Below are 16,268 nucleotides of genomic sequence, written 5' to 3' on the forward strand. Positions count from 1 at the left end.
CGTGCGGCGGGGGCCCTGGACTTCCGGGGCTCCTTCAGGCCGCGCTAGCTGAAGGGCAGGCTGGCCAGCCGCTCGCGGAAGCGGGCGAGCAGGTCGCGCGCATTGGCCTCGTTGAGGCCCTCCGCGGCCTCCTGCCGGCCCTTGCGCAGGAAGGCGTCGAAGGGGGCCGAGCGGCCCGTGAGCGCGCCCGCCGCCGCCATCGCCTCCTCCAGGACGCGCGCCGCGCCCGGAGAGCCCAGCTCCAGGTGCATGTCCACCTGCTCCAGCCGGACGCCGCTCGCCGCCCACACCGCGCGGTCGTGCACGGTGAGCCAGTGGCGCGTCAGCTCCTCCATCGCCTCGTCCAGGAGCGCGAGGAAGGGCTCCACCAGGCCGGGCAGCGCGTCCGGGCCCAGCGTGGGCTGCGCGCCCGCCTCCCTCAGCCGGCCCCGCGTCGCGACGATTTCGCGCTTGGTGGGGGTCTTCAGCGCGAGCGACGAGGACAGGGACACGAAGGCCGCGAGGCTCTCCTCCGCCTGCCGCGCCAGCGCGGGCCGCTGCGCGTCCGTCGCCTTCGCGGCGCGCTCCATCCGCCCCAGCAGTGAGCGGCGCAGGTCCGCCGCCGCGCCTCGGAGCGCCACGCGCGCGCCCACCTGGTTCGCGTAGCCGGGCACCACGTCTTCGCGCCGCACGTCCGCGAACGCCGCGGCGGTGAGGTACACGAGGTCGCCGATGCGGTTGCGGAAGTCCGCGCGCGACGCGGCCAGCTCCGACATCAACGTCCAGCGGTCGCTCACCACCTCCGGCCGGCGCATCTGCACGCCCAGCTCCTGCACGCGCTTCGACAGGCGCTCGGCGCTGGCGTGCAGCACGGCCTCCGCTTCCTGGGACAGGCGCTCGTCGGAGCTCGCGGGCGGCGGGGCCCAGCCGCCGTCGCTCGACAGCGCGGGGCGGGCGGGCGGAGGGAACGCGTCGCGGATGGCCAGCACCAGCCGGTTGACGTCCACCAGCGTGTCGCCGATGGCGGGCGCCATGGTCTCCCAGAGCGACAGGTCCGCGGCGTCGTCGGCTTCGGCGGTGGTCGGCTCGTACTTCACGATGTTCAGGTGGCCCAGCCTGTCGATGGCGATGGCGGCCGCCTGGTAGACCTTGCGCAGCCGCGCCGCGAAGTCCCGGTCCATCAGGGACTCGAGCAGCGCATCCAGGCGGGGCGGCAAGGCATCCTGCGGGGGACGGTTCTTCGGCGCGACCATGGCGCGGCACCCTAGCCCACCCACCGCGGGGATACGTCAACGGGGGGAGGCGGGGACCGTCTCCTGGCTTTCCGGCGTACAGTGAAAAGACGGGAGAGGGGAACGCATGACAGGTGGCATCCAGCGCCGACGATGGGTGGCGGGCGGGATCGGGCTGTTGCTTCTGGGCGGAGCACTGGCCGAGGCGGCCTCCGGGCGGTGCCTGTCCGCCTGGGTCTTCCAGGGCGTCGAGGTGCCCCGGTGTCCGGATGGCGCGTTCCGCCAGACGGTGGGGGTGTCCGCTCAAGCCCTGGCGCGAGGCGCCTCCGGCCGGGTGGTGGTCTGGGCGGTCGCGCACGGGGTGGACGCGGAGGGCGACGTGCTCCAGGCCGGCGTGAGCCGGGGCACCGCGGAGCTGTTCCTGGTGGACGCGGCGGGCAAGGCGCTGCCCCTGCCGGTGGACGCCAACGCCCGCTGGCAGCGCGACGGCGACAGCCCGATGTCCGCTCCCGTGACGCTGCCCGCGGTGCCGGACGGGGACTACCGGCTGCGCGCGCGCGTCACCACGCCGCTGGGCAGCGACACGGTGGAGGCGGCGCTGCCCCTGTACGCGCCCGCGCGCGTGCGGGTGCTGACGGACCGGCCCCTCTACGAGCCCGGGCACCGGGTGCGCTTCCGCGCGGTGGCGCTGCGCGCGAAGGACCTGTCGCCGCTGGATGGGCGGCCGGGCACGTGGAAGGTGATGGACCCCTCCGGGGAGGTGGTGCTGGAGGAGCGCGCCCCCGCGGGGCCCTGGGGCGTGGTGGCCGGAGACTTCCCGCTGGACCGGGGCGCGCCCACGGGCACGTGGGCGGTGACGTGGACCAGCGGCGGCGCGTCCGGTGACGCGCTCTTCACGGTGGAGCCCTTCACGCTGCCGCGCATGCGCCTGGAGGCCCAGAGCTCCCGGCCCTTCTGGCGCGCCAACGAGACGCCGGAGGTGACGGGGCAGGTGGAGTACGCGTCCGGGGCGCCGGTGGCGGACACGGAGGTGACGCTGGAGTGGAGCCACGACGGCGCATGGCCGCCGCCCACGGAGTGGCTGCGCGGAGAGCTGCCGAAGCAGGCGCGCACGGACGCCTCGGGTCGCTTCCGGTTGACGCTGCCGCGCGTGCCCCAGGACCTGAGGGGGCAGGCCACGCTGAGCGCGAGCGTGGAGGCGAAGGACGCCACGGGCGAGCCGGTGCGCGGCGCCGTGTCGCTCCTCTTGTCCGAGGACGCGCTGGCCGTGTCCCCGGTGACGGAGCTGGAGGATGGGCTGGTGGCGGGCTTCAGCAACCGCGTCTACCTGCGCGCCACCACCGCCGCGGGCCGCGTGCTGCCGGGCGCGGAGGTGACGGTGACGCGCGCGTGGGACCCCGCCGACAAGGGTGTGAGCGCCGTGGCGGACGAGGACGGCGTGGCCGCCTTCCAACTGGACCCCGGCCCCGCGGTGAACGTGGTGGTGCCGCCCATGCCCGTGCGCCCACAGCCGAGACCGCCGCCCGTGTCGCTCCTGACGTCGCGGGACCTGCTGGGCGCGCAGGCGGGCCAGACGTCGCTCGCGGATCAGCTCGCGCTGGAGCGCCTGCTGCCCGCCCTTCATCCCTGCGCGCGCTTCGTCGCGCCCGGCACCGGCGCGGCCACCGCGGAGTTCGCCATGCGGATCAGCGCGTCCGGGCAGGTGCTGGACGTGGCCGGCGTGGACGAGGGGCTGGAGGGCTGCATGGTGTCCGCGCTGCGCGCGCGTGGATTGCCGGCGGGCACGGAGCGGATGCTCCAACTGCGGTTCCAGGCCATGGATCCGGGCCTGCCCGTGCTGGATTGGAACTTCGAGGCCGCCCACGGGGATTCGCGCGGGGTGAACGAGGGCCTGATGCTCGCGGCGCTGGATGCTCGCGCGTGTCTCCCCCTGATGCTGGACCGCGTCGCGGCCGTGCCCGCCGTGCTGACGTGGCGGCGGTGGTCGGACAAGCCGGAGCTGGCGCTGGCGTGGCTTCCAGTGCCCGCGAAGGAGGACGCGCTGCCCGCGTCGGCGCTGGCGTGCGTGAAGGAGCGCATCGCCCACCTCCGCCAGCCGGCCCGGACGCCCACGGAGGTCCTGTCGGGCCGGACGGTGCCGGAAGCCATGGGCCTGGTGCGCTTCACGGCGCGGCCCGTGTTCGGCGGAGGCCAGACGCGCGCGCCGCAGGCGACCACGTTCCTGGGCTATGAGCTGAAGGTCCGCGCGAAGTCGGATGGCCAGGACGTGGGCGAGACGAAGGTGGTGCTGCGCCCCGCGCGCCTGCCGGCGCTGCGCCTGCGGGCGACGCCGGTGCTGGCGAAGGCGGGCGACACCGTGAAGGTGGAGCTGCTGCGCGGCCCGGACTTCGCGGGGGAGCTGCCCCGGACGTTGGTGCTGGTGGCGGGGCAGGCGCGGCTGAAGGAGGTGTTGGATCCCGCCACGCGCTCGGCGCGCTTCACCCTGCCCAAGGACTTCGAGGGCTGGGCCCAGGTGGAGGGCGTGGCGGCGACGGCGCGCGTGTACGTCGCGCCGCGCGCGAGCCTGTCGGTGGAGGTGTCGCCGGACAAGCCCGCGTACGCACCCGGGGAGCTGGCGCGCCTCCAGGTGCGCACGCGCGTGGACGGCCAGGACGGTGAGGCGGCGGTGGGCCTCTTCGGCGTGGACGAGACGCTCTCGCAGCTCGCGCCGCTGCCGGGCGCGGACGCGCTGGATGGCCTGCGGCCCGCGCCAACGGTGGCCACGCCGGCCTTCGGGGTGCTGGATGGTCAGGCGCTGGCGATGGGGCGCATCCGGGGCGCGAACGCGGCGGCGGCGGCGCTCCTGCGCGTGACGGCGGTGCCCGAGCTGGAGGACGTGGAGACGCCGATGTCCGCGACCGCGACGAGCCCCTTCTCGCCGGACGCGGAGCTGACGGAGCCCTTCTACGCGGTGCTGACGGAGCTGCACGCGCGCACGCGCAAGTGGGAGGAGACCGCTCCCGCGGGAGAGACGTTGGAGCCCGCGGGGCTCGCGCGGCTGTGGGCGGAGTCGCTCGCCGCCTGCGAGAAGCGCGGGGAGAAGGTGACGGATGCATACGGACGCAAGCTGCGGCTGTCGCGCCTGCCCCAGGACCTGCTGGCCCTGACGGATCCCCGCGCGGTGGTGGTGAACGGAACGCGGTTGCCAGAGGACGTCGTGAACTGGGGCGCGTGGGTCGCCCGGGAGGCGCCATGAAGCTGCGCTCACTGTTGACCGGGGCCGGGGGCCTCGGGGTGGGGTTCGTGCTGGGGGCGGTGACCCTCGCGCTGGTGGCCGGGGACCTGGTTCGCCATTCCTTTGGGTCCTCCGCCGCCGCGCTCGCCGGAGCGCCGATGCGGGAGGTCACCGAAGGGAAGACGGCGGTGGACCTCCTGCAGCGCAAGAAGATGCGGAACTTCGGTTCGTCCCACACCTACGACGACGAGGGCGGCGGCGGGCCGGGTGGCGGGGCCGTGGCCGCCGCGCCCAGCGTCCCGGCGGCGGACCTGGCCGGTGCCCCCATGGCGGTGGCCGAGATGGAGGAGGAGCGCTCCTCCGACGGGAACACCTCCGGGGCCTCGCCCGCCCGTGCGTGGTTCCCGGAGACGTTCCTCTTCGAGCCCCTGGTGGTGACGGACGCGACCGGCGCGGCGACGGTGCCGGTGCGCGTGCCGGACCGGCTGACGCAGTGGCGGGTGCTGGCGCTCGCGCACTCGCGCTCCGGCGCGCAGGCGGGGGCGGTGACGTCCTTCGCGGGCACGCTGCCCACCTACGTGGATCCGGTGCTGCCGCCCTTCCTGCGCGCGGGCGACACGGTGCGCCTGCCGGTGCAGGTGGTGAACACCACCGGCGCGCCAGTGGAGGCCGCGCTCAAGGTGGAGGTGAAGGGCGCCCAGGTGGAGGCCGGCGCGCGCACGGTGCGGGTGCCCGCGCGGGGCAGCGTGGTGGAGTGGATGACGGTGCGGGCCGGGGGCGCGGGGCCGGTGACGGTGCGCGCTTCGCTGGGAGACACCGACGCGGTGGTGCGCGACTTCGACGTGTGGGCGACGGGCCAGCCCGTCACCCAGACGCGGGGAGGCTCGCTGGCGGCGCCGCGCACGCTGTCGCTGGACGGACCCGCGGACGCGCAGTCCGGCAGTGAGCGCGTGCGGCTCCAGGTGTACCCAGGCGCGCTGGGCGTGGTGCGCGCGGAGCTGGCGGCGGTGGAGCGCCGGCCGGCGGACGTGGCGGGGGATGCGTACGCGCTGCTGCTCGCGGGGCAGGCGCCGGAGCTGCTCCGGGCCCTGGGCGAGACGCCGGACCCCGAGGCGCTGAAGGCGCTGGCGCTGGTCGCGGGGCAGCGGGTGCTCCGGGCCGCGCGGGCGCCCTCCGTGGAGGTGGCGACGCGGCTGGCGGAGGGCGCGCTGGCCCACCCGGACAACCCGGTGCTCGCGCGGCTGGGCGAGCGGCTCGTGGGCGTGGTGGCCCAGGCGCAGCGGCCGGACGGCACCTGCCAGGGCGGTGAAGGCTGGACGCTCCAGCGGCTGCTGGTGGCCACGGCGGACTGCGCGCGCACGGTGCGCGCGGCGGTGGGCACCCCCGAGGGCAAGCGGCGCGCGTCGGCCTTCACCGTGCGCGCGTCGGGCGTCTTCGAGCGCTACCTGCCGCAGGTGAAGGATGGCTACACGGCGGCGGTGCTGCTGGCGGAAGGCTCGGCGACGGGCGACGTGGCGGAGGCGCTGCGCACCCGTGTGCGGGAGGCGCTGAAGGCCGGGAAGGACGGCGCCGCGTCGCTGCCGGTGGAGCCGGGCACGGAGCGCGCGGACGGCCAGGCCCCCTCCGAAGAGGAGGCCACGGCGATGGCGGTGCTCGCCCTCCAGGGCGATGCGAAGGCGCCGCTCGCGGACCTGGGCGCCTACCTGCTCGCGCACTACACGCCCGGCCTGGGCTGGGGGGATGGGCAGGCGAACCGCGTGGGCCTGCGCGCGGCGCTGGTGCTCTTCAAGGACCCGCTGCCCGCGCAGGTGCGCGTGACGCTCGCGCGCGACGGGCAGACCGTCACCGAGGGCACCTACGACGCGAAGGCGCTGCGCCAGGTGCTGGCGCTGGAGGCCGCCGCGCCGGGCTCGGCGGGGACGCACGCGTGGACGGTGCGCGCGGAGCCCGCGGTGCCCGGGCTGGGCTTCTCCCTCACGCTGGCCGCGGCGGTGCCGTGGAAGGGCGAGGCGAAGGGCGGCCTGCAGCTGGCCGTGACGGGCCCGAAGGAGGCGCGCGTGGGGAAGCTGGCGGACGTGCGGGTCCAGGTGGGGGCGCCCTCGTCCCTGCCGCTCCTGTTCCAGCAGGACCTGCCCGCCGGCGTGCAGGTGGACCCCGCCAGCCTGGACGCGCTGGTGGCCGCGGGGCAGGTGCTGTCGTGGGACGTGCAGGACGGGGCGCTGTCGCTGCGGCTCGCCCCACGTGAGCAGGGGGCGCTGGCGCGGGTGGACTTCCGCGTGCTCCCCACGCTCGCCGGGACGTTGCAGGCGGGCGCGGCGCGACTGGGCGTGCCCGGCCGCCCGGACATCACCGCCTCGCTGCCGCCCACCACCTGGGCGGTGCGCTGAACCTGCCCTCGGGTCCGTGGGGTCATTCTCCACTCACGGCCCGAGTCCAAGGCCCTTCCGTCTGGCGGGGAACGGCGGTCGAATGCCCGCCGGATGCGCGGCAGGGGCCCGGCCCGGCGAGCGCTCCACGCTCAGTGCAATCGCTGCACGCATGCGTACACTGCAAGTCACATGGCGGGTGTGAACATCGCGCGGCCGCGAGAGGAAACGGATGGAGCTTGAAGGCTCCGAACAGGAGGAGTTGACCCACGCCCTCCTGGGCGCGTTCACGTCGGTGGAGGAGCTCTACCGGATGGTCGCCGCGAAATGTGGCCGGACCCTCCTCGTGCCCTCCGTCGAACGGGAGGGGGCGGCGCGGGCTCGGGCGCTCGTGCACACCGCGGAGGCGGAGGGGTGGACGGACGTGCTGGTGCGGGGCGCGCAGGCGGCGGCGCCCGGGCATCCCCGGATCCGCCGCTTCCTCCAGGGCTACCTGTCCTCCGTGCAGCGCAGCGTGTCCGGCAGCGCGCTGGCGCGCATCGTCCAGGCTTCGAGGCAGGCGCTGACGCCGGAGGTCTGGCGTGATCGGCTGACCACGCTGTCCCGGCGCGTGTGCCGCGTGGAGCTGGACGGCGGGCGCGCGCTGGGGACGGGGTTCCTGGTGGCGCCGGACGTGGTGCTCACCAACTCGCACGTCATCGAGAACCGGCTGGTGGAGGCGCTGCGCGTGCGCTTCGACCTGAAGGTGTTGCCTGACCGCATCGCGGTGCACCCCGGCCGGGTGTACGCGGTGACGGCGTGCCTGGCGCAGAGCCCCCACAGCCCGGCGGACCTGATGCACCCGCGCCCGCGCGAGGCCACGCGCGACGAGCTGGACTACGCCTTCCTCCAGATTCAGGACGCCCCCGGCGAGGACCGGCTGGGGGACCGCTCGCGCGGCTTCGTCCCGCTGGCCCCGCCGTCGCCCACGGCCTTCGCGCCCGGCTCGCTGGCGCTCGTCGTGCAGCACCCCAAGGGCCGGCCCATGCAGGTGGCGCTGGACACCTTCCAGGCCATCAACCGCTCCCAGACGCGCGTCACGTACTGCACCAACACGCACCCGGGCTCGTCCGGTTCGCCGTGCTTCACGCCGGACCTGGAGCTGGTCGCGCTGCACCACAGCGGAGATCCGCGCCCCGGTCACGAGGCCGCCGAGGACGACGAGGGCATCCCCCTGGACACCATCCGCGACAGCCTGCCATCGCACGTGCTGCGCCGCCTGGGCTGGGACTAGCCGCCCGCGCGCGGGACGAACATGCGGGGCGCGGGGAGGGGACTGCTATCGTCCCCGCGCATGGGCCTTCCAGCTCGAAACCGCGGCACCTTCCTGGCTCCGCTCCGCTCCGTCGCGGGGCTGACCTGTGCCGTGCTCTGCCTGATGCCGGCGCTCGTGTTCGCGGCGCCGCGCTTCGGCATCGCGGGCGTGTCCTCTCACGGCGAGGTCCGGCTGCGCACGTCCACCGGCCACGTGGAGACGGCGTTGCGGGTGGACCTGCTGCCGGGGCTCGACGCGGGGGCGAGCGGAGCGCCTCCAGGAGCGGACGACACGCGGGTGACGGTCTGGGTGGATCCGCTGCTGGCGGTGGACGGCACGCAGGTGCCGGTGACGGTGCGCGTGGGGACGGCGGGGGACGGCGCGCGGGAGGTGCCCATCTCCGTGCGGCAGCCGGTGACGGTGACGCTGTCCGCGGACCTGCCCTCGCCCGGCGAATACCAGGGCCGCGTGGTGCTGTGGGGGGACGGCGTGCGGGAAGTCACGCCGCTCGTCATCCAGCGCGTGCTGACGGCGCCGACGGTGCAGTTCTATCCGGTGGCGCCCGCGCGAGGCTGGACGCTGGGGCCGTTCTCCGGGAAGGCCACGGTGCGGCTGGCCTTCCGCGAGACGGCGGGCGTGGGCGGCCCGGTGGGGCCCGCGGCGGTGGTGCAGCTGGACCGCAAGGAGGGCGGGGCGGGCAATGGCGCGGCGCCCGTGCAGGCGCAGGATGCGCGCTGGTCCTTCCGCGGGCCGGAGGGCCAGCCCCAGGCTCCCCAGGCTTCGGAGACCCAGGGCGTCATCGAGGTGCCCGCGCACGGCACCGGCCTGCTGAGCCTGGACGTGGACGGCCTGCCGGAGTCCGGCGAATACACCGGGACGGTGCGCCTGCTGGTGCCGCAGGGCGCGGCGGTGGACCAGGCCTTCACCGTCTGGGTGAAGACGCCCGCGATGTTCGGCGCGTTCCTCATCTTCCTGGGCGTGGTGGCGTCCGCGTCCGTGCGCTTCTACGTGCAGCGCGTGCGCCCGCGCGTGGCGCTGCGCGGCCGGGCGGAGGCCGCGCGCCAGAAGCTGCAATCGCTGGTGCCCGCCCGTCCGCTGGAGCGCGAGGCCGCGGTGGCCGCGTCGCTGCGCCGCCAGGTGGACGCGCTCCTCGAGGACATCCAGCGGCCGCTGAGCGGGCTCGTCGTGCAGGACTCCGTGCTGGCGTTGTTCGAGGCACGCCTCCAGCTGTTCTCGCTCTGGTCGGGCCTCCTGCGGCAGTTGGAGGGGCTCAAGGGCGTGGCCCTGCTGGACGCGGAGCGCAAGCTCAAGGCCGTGGAGACGCTGCTCCAGAACGACCAGGCCACCTCCGCGGACTTCACGGAACAGGCGCAGTTCCTGCGCACGCTGGACCTGGAGGCGGTGGCGCGCGCGGTGCTGGAGTCGCGGCTGACGGAGCTGGAGCAGCAATCCCAGACCCTGGCCTCCCAGCGCGGGGATGAGCCGGTGAGCCGCAGGCTCCAGGGCGAGCTGCCCCTGTACCTGCTGCGCGCGCGGCAGCAGCTGCCGGGCCCCGACCTGGAGGCGTCGCGCCGCCTGGTGGAGACCGCGCGCGAGGCGTTCCTGGAGATCCTCCTGTCGGACCTGGAGGACGCCCTCGACGCGAACGAGCTGCCGGGGGGCTTCACGCAGGAGGAGTGGGCGGCGCTGCGCCTGCGCGTGGGCGAACAGCTGGCCCGGGCGCGCGCCCACATGTTCTCCAGCGTGGACGAGGCGTTCCTCTACTACCAGTCCGCGCACGCGCTGTACCTGCGCGAGCTGGTGGACAACCTGGGCGAGGCCCTGGCCCAGGTCCCGGTCCAGGCCCAGGCCGTGGGGGACGGGCACGCCCGGGCGGACTGGCAGCCGGAGGTGGACGCGCGGCTGACGGCGGCGCGCGCGCACCTGGACCGGGGCGAGGCGAACCTGGCCGCGCCGGAGTACCGCGCCGCCCGCGACGACTTCGCCCGCCACGTCGCGCAGCGTCCGCCGCCGCCCGCCGCCATGGGGATGGGGGAGGAGCGGTGGGCGATGGAGTCCGTCACCTCCGCGGTGACGCTGGACCCCTTCGCGATGAAGCCCGAGTCCGCTCCGTCGCCGCTCCCCGGCGGCCCCGTCAGCGGGAACCTCTCTCCCCTGCCGCCCCCGGCGACGAAGGCGAGCACCGACGCGCTGGTGAACCTGGACTGGATCCCCCTGCCACGCTCGCGCGACCTGTGGAAGGTGGAGCTCGCGGTGCTGGGGATGATGTCCATCGTCGCGGTGCTGCTGGGGCTCCAGGTGCTGGATGTGTTCTCCCCCACGTGGGGCGGCTCCGGCGCGTGGATGACCGCCTTCCTCTGGGGCTTCGGCCTGCACCAGGTGGGCAACGCCACCTTCGACGGCCTGTGGGGCATGGTGTCGAAGCTGGAGAAGTAGCCCCGGCGCTATGCCTTCTTGCCGCGGATGGTGCGCGCGGCGATCCGGTCCAGCAGCCCCGGCGCCACCAGCTTGAGCACCATGCCCACGCGGCCGGTGAGCGTCATCACCAGCTCGCGGTCGCGGCGCTCCATGGCGCGCAGGATGAGGGCCACGCAGGTGTCCACGTCCATGGTGGGCTCCTTCTCATCGCGTTGGCTCTGGCCCAGGGGCTGGCCCTCCGGGCCCAGCGCCCGCGCGCGGATGTCCGTGGCGACGAAGCCCGGGGACACCACCAGCACGTCGGTGCCGGTGCCCAGCAGCTCGATGCGCAGCGAATCGAAGAAGCCCTGCATGGCGTGCTTGCTGGCGGCGTAGCCGGTGCGCGTGGGCACGCCCGTCTTGCCCGTCAGGGACGACACGGCGACGAGCAGCCCCTTGCGCTCCCGGAGGTGCGGCAGCGCGTGGAAGGTGCAGTAGACGGCGCCCAGGTAGTTGATGCGCATGATGCGCTCGAAGAGGTCCAGGTCCTTCACGTCCTCGAAGCGCGAGTGCATGGTGATGCCCGCGTTGTTGACGAGCACGTCCACGCCGCCGAACGCCGCCACGGTGCGCTCCACGAGCTGACGGCAGGCCTCCGCGTCGCCCACGTCGGTGGGCACCGCCAGCGCCTTGCCTCCCGCGGCCTCGCAGCGCGCCTTCACGCGCTCCAGCGCCTGGGCATCCCGCGCCGCCAGCGCCACGTTCGCGCCCCGGCCCGCCAGGGCCACCGCCAGCGCCTCGCCGATGCCCGCCGAGGCACCGGTGACAATCACGGACTTTGCTTGCATGGGCCGCATCCTCGCAGGGGCGGGCGGCTTCAGCCATGGCCTCCCGCGAAGGCCTCCGCGACGTGCAGCCCGCCAATGAGCAGCAGCCCGCAGAGGAAGCCCACCACGCGCTGGCGCGAGTCCGGGCCCCGGCGCAGCTCGGGCAGCAGGTCCACCGCGCCGATGTAGAGGAACGAACCGCCGGCGATGGCCAGCACGGTGCCCCGGAGCGAGGGCAGCTGCTCGGTGCCCAGCAGCACGCCCACCGCGCCCACGGCGGCGGTGAGCTGCACCCCGGCCAGCGCCAGGAGCGACCGGACCCGGGACCAGCCCGCGGCGCGCAGCAGCGCGTAGTCGCCCACCTCCTGGGGGAGCTCGTGGACGATGACGGCGAAGGCGGTGGCGAAGCCCGTGTTCGGAGACACGAGGAAGGCGGCCGCGACCGCCGCGCCATCCCCCATGTTGTGCAGCGCATCCGACGCGAGCAGCGTGCTGGGCAGCGTGGGAGCGCCATGGGCGTGGTCATGCGCATGGCCCGCGGCGCCCTCCGCGTGGTGGTGGTGATGGCCCAGGGCCCACTCCAGCAGGGCCAGCGCGACGAAGCTGGCGAAGGCCCAGGTGAAGGCCACGTCACCGCGGGTGGCCACGGCTTCCGGGAGCACCTCCAGGAAGACCGCGCTCAACAAGGTGCCGGCGGCGAAGGCCACCAGCGCGGGCAGCCGCTTCTGCAACCAGCGCTCGGACAGCACTCCGCCCGCGAGCCCCGCCAGCCCGTCCAGCGCCACGGCGATGAAGACGAGCAGGACGGTGGTGGAGTCCATCACGGGGCCATCAGCCACGCGAGCACGGCCTGGGGGCTGTCCACGTGGACGAAGTGGCCCGCGTCCGGGAGGAGGGCCACGGGGCAGCCCGCGGCCTCCAGGCGCCGGGCGCTCTCCTCCGGCACATACCGGCTGCGGCCCCCCCGGATGCAGCGCAGGGGCGGATGGACGGGGCGCTCCACGGCGGGCCAGAGGTCCTCGCCGTTGACGCGCCGGTGCAGGCCGAAGAGGGCGTCGCGGTCGAAGCGCCAGCGCACGCCGTCGCCGTCGGGCACCAGGTTCATGAGGAGCCAGTCCGAGAGGCCCTCGGACAGGCCGTTGCCGGTGAGGTTCGCCTTCAGCTCGCGGCGGCTGTCGGCGCGGGGCGGGGCCTTGAGGAGGATGTCCAGCACGTAGCCGCTCTCCGACAGGTCCAGCGGCACGGGCCCCGGCGCGATGTCGAGCAGTGACACGCTGCCCACCCGGTCGGAGGCCTCCAGGCTGGCGGCGAGCGCCACGCGCCCGCCCAGCGAGTGGCCCACCCAGTCGATGGCGCCGGTGATGCCCTGCGCGTCCAGCGTGTCCACGACGTGGAGCGCGAGCGTGGTCAGGGTGGCGTCCGGGGGCAGGGCGGGGGAGGCGCCGTGGCCCGTGAGGTCGGGCAGGAGGATGCGGCGGCGCGGGTCGGCCTGCGTCCACGCGACGGCGAGCGAGCGCAGGTTGCGGCCCGTGCCCAGGAAGCCGTGCAGCATCACCGTGGGCAGGTCACCCGTGCCTACCTGGAAATTCTCGAGCACCACGCCACCACCACCTTTCGTGGCGTGGCTTGACCGGCGGCACGCCCTGCCGCTTCATACCGCGAACCCCCCTTCCGTCGAGGTGAACCCGATGGCATCCGTCTCCTGGTTGTTGCTGGCGCTTGGCGCCAACCCCGTCGCGCCCGTGGCCCAGGCCCCGGCCGACCCGAAGGTGGCGGTGGCCACGGTGCTGGACGACTGGCACCGCGCGGCGGCGGTGGCGAACGAGGCGCGCTACTTCGCGCTCTTCACGCCGGACGCGGTCTTCATGGGCACGGATGGCGAGGAGCGCTGGACGGTGGACCAGTTCCACGCCTGGGCGAAGCCCTACTTCGCCAAGGGCAAGGCCTGGAGCTTCAAGGCGGTGTCCCGCAACGTGTTCCTGTCGAAGGACGGCCAGGTGGCGTGGTTCGACGAGGCCCTGGACACGCCCAACCTGGGCCCGGCGCGGGGCAGCGGCGTGCTGGTGAAGGAGGCGGCCGGGTGGCGAATCGCCCAGTACAACCTCTCCATCCCCATCCCCAACGACCTGGTGGATGAAGTGACGAACCGCATCGCCACGGACGCGAAGACGAAGCCCGCGCCCGCCACTCCGGCGAAGGCGCCGCCCAAGCCCTGAGGGACGAGCCTCCCGCATGTACACCTGTCCCGCGTGCAAGGAGTTCTCGAGCCCACTCCCCGGCAGGTGCATCGAGTGCGATGCGGTCCTCCAGGTCAGCTCGTCATCGCCGGTCGAGCCGGTGCCCTGGAAGCCCAAGCCGACCATCGATGACAAGAAGAAGGACGGGGACCAGGACCACTTCAGCATCCTCTGGGTGGCCAACGAGTGCATCGTCAACCGGTCCCTGGCGGTGGGCACGGAGGCCTTCGAGCTGGCGCGGAAGAAGTTCGCCCTGAAGTCCCGGGCGATGCCGGTGTCCGACGTGGATGCGCTGGACCTGAAGGTGGATGAGCCCCGGGACATCCTGAAGCAGCTCGAGGTGGAGCTCGGGATGGGCTACCGGCAGTTCATGGTCAACCTGGCCCTGTTCGGATACCGGACGGCGGGAGGCGGCCGGGCCCGGAAGAACGCGAACTGGCTGCGCACCCGCGCGTCGGGAGGCTCCGAGGACGAAGCGGTCGACCTGGATGGCTACGTGCGGCCCTTCGAGGACACGCCGCCGCACATGATCCGCCAGATGTTGAAGTACGTGACAGGCACGCCGCTGGCCTTCGGCATGCCGGACACCCTCACCTTCCGCGCGGGCACCGTCTCCGGGAGGTACGTGCCTCCCAGCCGCTTCACCGCGACCTTCCCGCATCCGCTGACGAACAGCCACCTGTCGCCCGCGCGGCGGACGCTCGTCTTTCCGCAGTTTCCAGACGGGCCCCTCCTGGAGGAGGACCCGCGGATCAAATTCTCCTTCATGGGCTCGTTTGGCTTCTCCGAACCCTCCTACACCTCGTGGCACGAGGAGAAAGGCGGCGCCGAGTACTCCGGGACCCGTCTGTCATTGGGGGCCTATTCGCTGAACGAGACCTATCTCAACCACCTGTTGCGCTTGATGCGGCAGGCGTTGGCGAAGACCTCGGAGGAGCCCCGGAAGGGATACAAGGGATATGGCGGCGCCCGGCTCGGCCATGTCGAGGCGCTGCTGGAGGTGGCGAAGAGGAGCGGTCACAAGCTGGCGGTGGAGTGGATCCGCCAGCTGGTGGAGATCGCCAACGTGCTGGTCCACACCGCGCGCAAGAAGGTGATGGAGGACTCTCAAGAGGGGCTGACGGACTTCTTCGGCTTCGTGCAGGAGCGGATCCACCGGCACGCCCGGAAGCTGGCGGTGCTCCAGCAGAAGCCGGAGGACCTCACCTTCTTCGAATATCTCTGGGTGCTGGAGTCCGCGCTCTGGGAGCTGGCCTTCCTTGGCGCGACGTGCCTGTCGGCCACGGAGCTCAAGGACGCGCTCCAGAAGATTCCAGGGCTGGCGGGGGCCTGGGCACCGTCGGTGGGGTGCTCCGAGACCGCCATCCAGGAGACGCTTCAGAGCGTCCCGACAGGGCAGTTCCCGTGCACCTTCCACCGCATCTACGCGCCCACGGGCATGGCGGCGGGGAAGCGGCTGTGTGACGTCCTCGCGGAGATGGACTTCGAGGTGCATGTCCCGGTCCCCAGCAAGGACAACCTGGATCCGTTCGTGCCCTACTTCGAGTTCTACCTGGGAGGCTTCCTCAGCGAGGAGGTCGGGCTCGACAGCGCCCAGGGCACGCAGGTCTGGGTGAACCTCTCCGACAGCCTGCATTCGAAGCTGGTGAAGCGTGGCACGCAGGGCCTGAAGGCGGGAGAGGAGATCGCCACGCTGTTGCTGGAGTACCTGAGCCGACAACAGCTCAAGGGCTCACAGGACGTGCTCCTGGTCATCGACTTCACGAAGTTCGCCGGGGAGATGCCGAACGCCTTCCTCTATCCCATCCTCGCGCAGCTGGCCCGGGTGGTGATGTCCTCCCAATCGAGCGTCCAGGGCGTCGTGTTCCTTCGCTCGAACCTCAAATACAACACCGGCTCCCTGGACCGGTATCAGTCAGGGGAGCTCCTGGTCTTCAACCAGGGACCGCAGGATCTGATCACCCGGCTGGTCGCCGCGATGCGGGACGTGTTCCGCTCCGGGATGGACCCCATCGGCGTGCGTGACGCGAAGGAGTGGGGGCTTCGCGGTGAATACCTTTCTCTCATGAAGAAGGTGTACCTGCTGTCGGACGCCATCGGCTCATGGCGCTGGGCGGCGTATGTGGCGGAATGGTAGACGCGCCGCGCCAAACCGCCGCGCTTCATGACAGAACCATGACAGAGGCATGAAGTTTCGGAGGCCCTTCATGCGGAGCGCACGCTGTAGGTTGGCTCCGTTCGCCGACCTGCACCGGAGGCTTCTTCCATGCGTGTCATCACCCCCGACCTTCTCGTGGCGGCAGTGACTGAACTTTCACGGGGCGCGAAGTTGATCCGGCTGAAGGATGTGCTCGCCTGGTGTGACTGGAACGGCGTGGACTTCCAGGGAGAGGGCCTCAAGAACCAGGCCCTCTGGGACGCGGATCGCGGGGAAGCGGGAGGAAAGCACCGGCTGCTGAAGTTCAAGAGCGGCGAGTGCAAGCAGTCCCGGCTGGGCTGGGCGCTCATCACCCACGGTGCGAGGGCGCGCGAGGCCGCGTCGCAGCTGGGATGGCGCGAGCAGCTCTGGAACGGCGAGACGTGGGACTGGCTGGGCGGCGTCGCTCCCGTCCCGGCGCGACGCCCCAGTTCGGTGAGGGCCGCGGCCGTTGACGCGCCGTGTGAGGAAGTCCGCCTGCTGGCGGGGTGAGTCGTGTGAAGGGGCAGCCCCCTTCATCGCCCG

The 16,268-nt window shown here is 73.3% G+C and carries 11 protein-coding genes; 7 read left to right on the top strand and 4 right to left on the bottom strand.

Going from position 1 to position 16,268, the window contains the following annotated elements:
- Positions 1–44: 44 nt before the first annotated feature.
- Positions 45–1,232 carry a hypothetical protein gene (locus tag FOF48_RS32335; protein WP_143908122.1) on the bottom strand — a complete coding sequence of 396 codons (1,188 nt, stop codon included), beginning with the start codon at positions 1,230–1,232 and terminating at the stop codon, positions 45–47.
- A 106-nt stretch (positions 1,233–1,338) separates the two neighbouring features.
- Here FOF48_RS32335 and FOF48_RS32340 point away from each other — a divergent pair, with 106 nt between their 5' ends.
- From FOF48_RS32340 to FOF48_RS32355, 4 genes are all read left to right on the top strand, one after another.
- Positions 1,339–4,446: an MG2 domain-containing protein gene (locus tag FOF48_RS32340; RefSeq protein WP_143908124.1), complete on the top strand. Its 3,108-nt coding sequence runs from the start codon at positions 1,339–1,341 to the stop codon at positions 4,444–4,446.
- Entirely contained in the window at positions 4,443–6,812 is a 2,370-nt protein-coding gene (locus FOF48_RS32345) for an alpha-2-macroglobulin family protein (protein WP_143908126.1), read from the top strand. The genes FOF48_RS32340 and FOF48_RS32345 overlap by 4 nt, the downstream gene beginning before the upstream one ends.
- Positions 6,813–7,023: 211 nt before the next feature.
- Positions 7,024–8,064, top strand: a complete 1,041-nt coding sequence (locus FOF48_RS32350) for a trypsin-like peptidase domain-containing protein (protein ID WP_143908128.1) — start codon at positions 7,024–7,026, stop codon at positions 8,062–8,064.
- Positions 8,065–8,124: 60 nt separating this feature from the next.
- Positions 8,125–10,521, top strand: a complete 2,397-nt coding sequence (locus FOF48_RS32355) for a hypothetical protein (protein WP_186002159.1) — start codon at positions 8,125–8,127, stop codon at positions 10,519–10,521.
- A gap of 8 nt (positions 10,522–10,529) precedes the next feature.
- Here FOF48_RS32355 and FOF48_RS32360 read toward each other — a convergent pair whose 3' ends face one another.
- From FOF48_RS32360 to FOF48_RS32370, 3 genes are read right to left on the bottom strand one after another with little or no spacing between them, the layout of a single operon-like run.
- The gene (locus tag FOF48_RS32360; RefSeq protein WP_143908131.1) at positions 10,530–11,339 is read right to left on the bottom strand and encodes an SDR family oxidoreductase; all 810 of its coding nucleotides are present in this window, start codon (positions 11,337–11,339) and stop codon (positions 10,530–10,532) included.
- Positions 11,340–11,359: 20 nt separating this feature from the next.
- A complete protein-coding gene (locus FOF48_RS32365; RefSeq protein WP_143908133.1) occupies positions 11,360–12,148 on the bottom strand; it encodes a ZIP family metal transporter in 789 nt (262 codons plus the stop codon).
- Complete coding sequence (locus tag FOF48_RS32370) at positions 12,130–12,909, bottom strand: alpha/beta fold hydrolase (RefSeq protein WP_143908135.1); 780 nt, start codon at positions 12,907–12,909, stop codon at positions 12,130–12,132. The genes FOF48_RS32365 and FOF48_RS32370 overlap by 19 nt, the downstream gene beginning before the upstream one ends.
- A gap of 88 nt (positions 12,910–12,997) precedes the next feature.
- Between FOF48_RS32370 and FOF48_RS32375 the strand changes: the two genes are divergently transcribed.
- The 3 genes from FOF48_RS32375 to FOF48_RS32385 all read left to right on the top strand — a co-directional run bounded on the left by FOF48_RS32375 (position 12,998) and on the right by FOF48_RS32385 (position 16,235).
- Positions 12,998–13,525, top strand: coding sequence for a nuclear transport factor 2 family protein (locus FOF48_RS32375; protein ID WP_143908137.1), 528 nt, complete (start codon positions 12,998–13,000; stop codon positions 13,523–13,525).
- A gap of 16 nt (positions 13,526–13,541) precedes the next feature.
- Positions 13,542–15,683, top strand: coding sequence for a hypothetical protein (locus FOF48_RS32380; protein ID WP_143908139.1), 2,142 nt, complete (start codon positions 13,542–13,544; stop codon positions 15,681–15,683).
- A 129-nt stretch (positions 15,684–15,812) separates the two neighbouring features.
- On the top strand, positions 15,813–16,235 hold the full coding sequence (locus FOF48_RS32385; RefSeq protein WP_143908141.1) for a hypothetical protein: 423 nt from the start codon (positions 15,813–15,815) through the stop codon (positions 16,233–16,235).
- Positions 16,236–16,268 lie beyond the last annotated feature (33 nt).

Source organism: Corallococcus sp. Z5C101001, assembly GCF_007352635.1.
Lineage (GTDB): Bacteria > Myxococcota > Myxococcia > Myxococcales > Myxococcaceae > Corallococcus > Corallococcus silvisoli.

Bases quoted from the DNA above. Each gene is read 5' to 3' on its own strand.
- FOF48_RS32355 (WP_186002159.1), top strand. From the start codon at position 8,125: ATGGGCCTTCCAGCTCGAAACCGCGGCACCTTCCTGGCTCCGCTCCGC.
- FOF48_RS32360 (WP_143908131.1), bottom strand. From the start codon at position 11,339: ATGCGGCCCATGCAAGCAAAGTCCGTGATTGTCACCGGTGCCTCGGCG.
- FOF48_RS32375 (WP_143908137.1), top strand. From the start codon at position 12,998: ATGGCATCCGTCTCCTGGTTGTTGCTGGCGCTTGGCGCCAACCCCGTC.
- FOF48_RS32380 (WP_143908139.1), top strand. From the start codon at position 13,542: ATGTACACCTGTCCCGCGTGCAAGGAGTTCTCGAGCCCACTCCCCGGC.
- FOF48_RS32335 (WP_143908122.1), bottom strand. From the start codon at position 1,232: ATGGTCGCGCCGAAGAACCGTCCCCCGCAGGATGCCTTGCCGCCCCGC.
- FOF48_RS32350 (WP_143908128.1), top strand. From the start codon at position 7,024: ATGGAGCTTGAAGGCTCCGAACAGGAGGAGTTGACCCACGCCCTCCTG.
- FOF48_RS32385 (WP_143908141.1), top strand. From the start codon at position 15,813: ATGCGTGTCATCACCCCCGACCTTCTCGTGGCGGCAGTGACTGAACTT.
- FOF48_RS32340 (WP_143908124.1), top strand. From the start codon at position 1,339: ATGACAGGTGGCATCCAGCGCCGACGATGGGTGGCGGGCGGGATCGGG.
- FOF48_RS32345 (WP_143908126.1), top strand. From the start codon at position 4,443: ATGAAGCTGCGCTCACTGTTGACCGGGGCCGGGGGCCTCGGGGTGGGG.